Genomic DNA, 445 nt, shown 5'->3' with positions numbered 1-445 from the left:
GCTTTAACATAATAACCTCTTAATATTTCACCGCAAAAATGGCTGATATATTAACATTTTTTAACAATTTGCATAAATTATTTTTAAAATCGTCAACTTGTCAATTTAAAGCTATCAAAGTATTGGGTAGAACAATTATCGGATTTGAAAAACTTGGATGGTAGGTAGGCTGCTAGTTGCTAGGGCTTGTAATTGTGCTTGATAAACGCGGTATTTGTGACGACCACTTTCAACCTGTTCGGGGGCGGCGTCAATGACTTCTAGCAGACGGCTAGCTTGGGTATCTACAATTGCCTCATCGGTAAGATTGATGACAACACCATCAAATTGGGTGACAAGTTCGATATTATCGGTAAGTACCACACTGGCAGGGAGTTTTTGATGATAAAAGGCATCAAGTTGCTGGATAATTTGGTGGGGAATAAACGCCACATCACTCAATGAC

1 protein-coding gene is annotated in these 445 nt (G+C 38.7%); it reads right to left on the bottom strand.

Annotated features, from left to right (window positions below; translation table 11 throughout):
- Positions 1-135 precede the first annotated feature (135 nt).
- The coding region (locus M3175_RS26040) for a DNA polymerase III subunit chi (protein ID WP_251524607.1) at positions 136-445 on the bottom strand (310 nt) is incomplete at its 5' end.

Source organism: Robertmurraya korlensis, assembly GCF_023715225.1.
Classification (GTDB): domain Bacteria; phylum Bacillota; class Bacilli; order Bacillales; family Cytobacillaceae; genus Robertmurraya_A.
Note: the sequence above shows the minus strand (reverse complement) of the source record. Positions and strands in the feature narration are given on the sequence as shown.